Origin of the sequence: Herpetosiphon geysericola (assembly GCF_001306135.1) — a bacterium.
GTDB classification, from domain to species: domain Bacteria; phylum Chloroflexota; class Chloroflexia; order Chloroflexales; family Herpetosiphonaceae; genus Herpetosiphon; species Herpetosiphon geysericola.
In genome coordinates, this window is the sequence record NZ_LGKP01000009.1 from 1 (window position 1) to 2,302 (window position 2,302).

Annotated in this window: 5 protein-coding genes; all 5 read right to left on the reverse strand. The window is 53.1% G+C overall.

From position 1 onward, the window contains the following. Window positions 1–193, reverse strand: a 193-nt coding sequence (locus tag SE18_RS04800; RefSeq protein ID WP_152976552.1) for an SUKH-3 domain-containing protein, incomplete at its 3' end; no start/stop codon positions are given. A gap of 152 nt (window positions 194–345) precedes the next feature. Beyond that, entirely contained in the window at window positions 346–753 is a 408-nt protein-coding gene (locus SE18_RS04805) for an SUKH-3 domain-containing protein (protein WP_054533290.1), read from the reverse strand. A gap of 158 nt (window positions 754–911) precedes the next feature. Further along, window positions 912–1,361: a type II toxin-antitoxin system VapC family toxin gene (locus SE18_RS04810; protein ID WP_160319472.1), complete on the reverse strand. Its 450-nt coding sequence runs from the start codon at window positions 1,359–1,361 to the stop codon at window positions 912–914. A 2-nt stretch (window positions 1,362–1,363) separates the two neighbouring features. Beyond that, window positions 1,364–1,579 (reverse strand): hypothetical protein, encoded by a 216-nt coding sequence (locus tag SE18_RS04815; RefSeq protein WP_054533292.1) that lies wholly within the window; start codon window positions 1,577–1,579, stop codon window positions 1,364–1,366. A 15-nt stretch (window positions 1,580–1,594) separates the two neighbouring features. Beyond that, window positions 1,595–2,173: a recombinase family protein gene (locus SE18_RS04820; RefSeq protein ID WP_054533293.1), complete on the reverse strand. Its 579-nt coding sequence runs from the start codon at window positions 2,171–2,173 to the stop codon at window positions 1,595–1,597. Window positions 2,174–2,302 lie beyond the last annotated feature (129 nt).

Consider the following 2,302-nt stretch of genomic DNA (forward strand, 5'->3'; position numbering starts at 1 on the left):
GTTCGAGGCACTGGTCATGCCATGATGCCGTATTAAACGTCCATCCTCCATAGCGGCGCAACACGGTTTCGACTGCTGGGAAAATAGGATACTGATGCGCCGCTAATGCGGTAAGCCACGGCGTTGGATCGGGACGAATCGCCGAATTCCACGGTGAATCGGCCATGAGTCGTTCAAGGATCGAATCCAGCATCGCTCCTCAGTACGATGATAATAGCAGACTGCTCGGTCAACAAGCCATTGAGGCCATCACTGAGGCTTGTTCCAACAATACGCATCATGGGTTGCCGATTGCGGTGGTTCGGAATGCCATAAATTTTCCCAGGAGGACCCAGCCATCATCGGTTAAAAAGATCGTTGCATCATTATCATAGGAACCAATGGGCAAATCTGCCGTTGTTGCCGCTTAATCAACGGATGCTCACGCCAATCCGGTGCCGTCTCACTATCGCAATGCTGCGCATTGGCGGGAATAAAATCCTCAAACAGCCGATTGCGATCAAACATATATGGAATGGCCTGGTAATCATAGATCGGATTTGCCCCAGCGGTTCGCACAACCGGCAGGGTTGAAAGGCCCCCAAAGCTTGACAGAAATGCTGCTGCACGTGGAAATAGGGGATAGTCCGCTTGTTGAATCGCCGCGAGATGCACCGAAGGATCGATCTGGCGATCAGGAGTCCATCCAAAAAGCTGATAACATGTTGCTGCGATTGGCGTGAGGTTAAGATCAAAGCGATGGTGAACCATCATTAAATACCCTCATCGTGAGGCAGCGAGATTCCCCCTGAGGCTCGCTGCCTCAAAGTATATCCATCGACAAGCGTCGCCGCTGAATGCAAAACAACCGCATACACCAGATTGTCTGCGCAACCGCATGGCAGTCGTGCTGCATCGTTCGCCGATATGACCTAAGGCGTTAGTTTTGCCAAGGCATCAACCACCAGTACGGCAATTTCGGTGACGCGCTGCAAGGCAAAATCATTGGTTAAGAAGGCATCACAGCCCGCATCAATCGCCGTCGCGAGTTGTAACGCATCCGGAGTCCGCAGCCCATACTGCGCCCGAAGCGTGGCCGCCAACTCGGCAATCGGAGCCGTAATCGGCACCATCGTCAGCGCCGCAGTTTGATAAAACAACAGGCGATACTGGTGCGCGAGGGCCATTTGCTGCTGCTGGAGCGGTTTCATCAGCGTTTCGGTGAGCGTTAACACCGAGGTAATTGCATGGATCTGATCGGGAGCAATCTGCCCCATAATGACCCGTAGCGTCGGCAAATAGCGTGTATGCCCTTCCGTATAGTAAATCAAAGGAGCCGTATCAAAATATAACCGCCGGATCGGGGCCAGGGTGGCTAACACACTCATTGTGGTCGCTCCCAGGCATCCCGCAACCCATCAACATAGGCTTGCGCATCATCATCCGTGGCCAGCACCGCAGCAAACCCTGCCATATCCGCCAAGCGCAGGAGCGGTTGGCGCGGGGGGACATCCAAGGAATCGACCAAGAATTTCACAAGGTCTTTGCGCTCTTGGACGCTTAAGGTTTGAACTTGTTCAAGAATTGCAACAAGGCTCATCACATCCTCCAGGTATTAAGGAATCGGTTCGGTCGCCCGATGTTGGCGCAAATACTGATAGAGGGTTTCGCGACTAATCCCCAATTCACGGGCTAAGGCCGTTTTGGATTCCCCGGCAGCGGCTCGATCGACGACCTGGGCAATCGTGGCCGCATTCAGTGCCTTCTTCCGCCCGGTATACACGCCGCGCTGCTTAGCCATGGCGATGCCTTCGCGTTGACGTTCGCGGATCAAGGCCCGCTCAAATTCAGCCACCGCTCCAAGCATGGAGAGAATCAAGGTTGCCATCGGGGAATCATTGCCCGTAAAGGTTAAGTGCTCGGTGACAAAATGAAGTGCCACTCCGCGTTGGGTCAGCGTCTGCACAATCTGGCGCAAGTCATCAAGATTGCGGGCAAGGCGATCCATACTATGGACAACGACCGTATCACCGGAACGAACAAACGCGAACAACGCGGCTAACTGCGGGCGATTGCGATCCTTGCCCGAGGCATGCTCAGTAAAGACCCGATCAAGGGTCTGACCATCTAGTTGCCGATCGGAATGCTGATCACTGGTACTAATGCGAACATACCCAACCCGTTGTCCCGCCATGATGGTATCCTCGTGGATGCACTGTCAGGATAGAGTCTAAGACCCGTGAAGGTATTTGTCAAGAAAGGATAAAAAGAACTCTACTCTGACAATAATTGAAGGGGAATTTGACATCAAGATAGGGTATAC

What these genes read in the sequence shown, in the direction of transcription:
- SE18_RS04805 (WP_054533290.1), bottom strand. Translation starts at nt 753, where the DNA reads ATGATGGTTCACCATCGCTTTGATCTTAACCTCACGCCAATCGCAGCA.
- SE18_RS04815 (WP_054533292.1), bottom strand. Translation starts at nt 1,579, where the DNA reads ATGAGCCTTGTTGCAATTCTTGAACAAGTTCAAACCTTAAGCGTCCAA.
- SE18_RS04820 (WP_054533293.1), bottom strand. Translation starts at nt 2,173, where the DNA reads ATGGCGGGACAACGGGTTGGGTATGTTCGCATTAGTACCAGTGATCAG.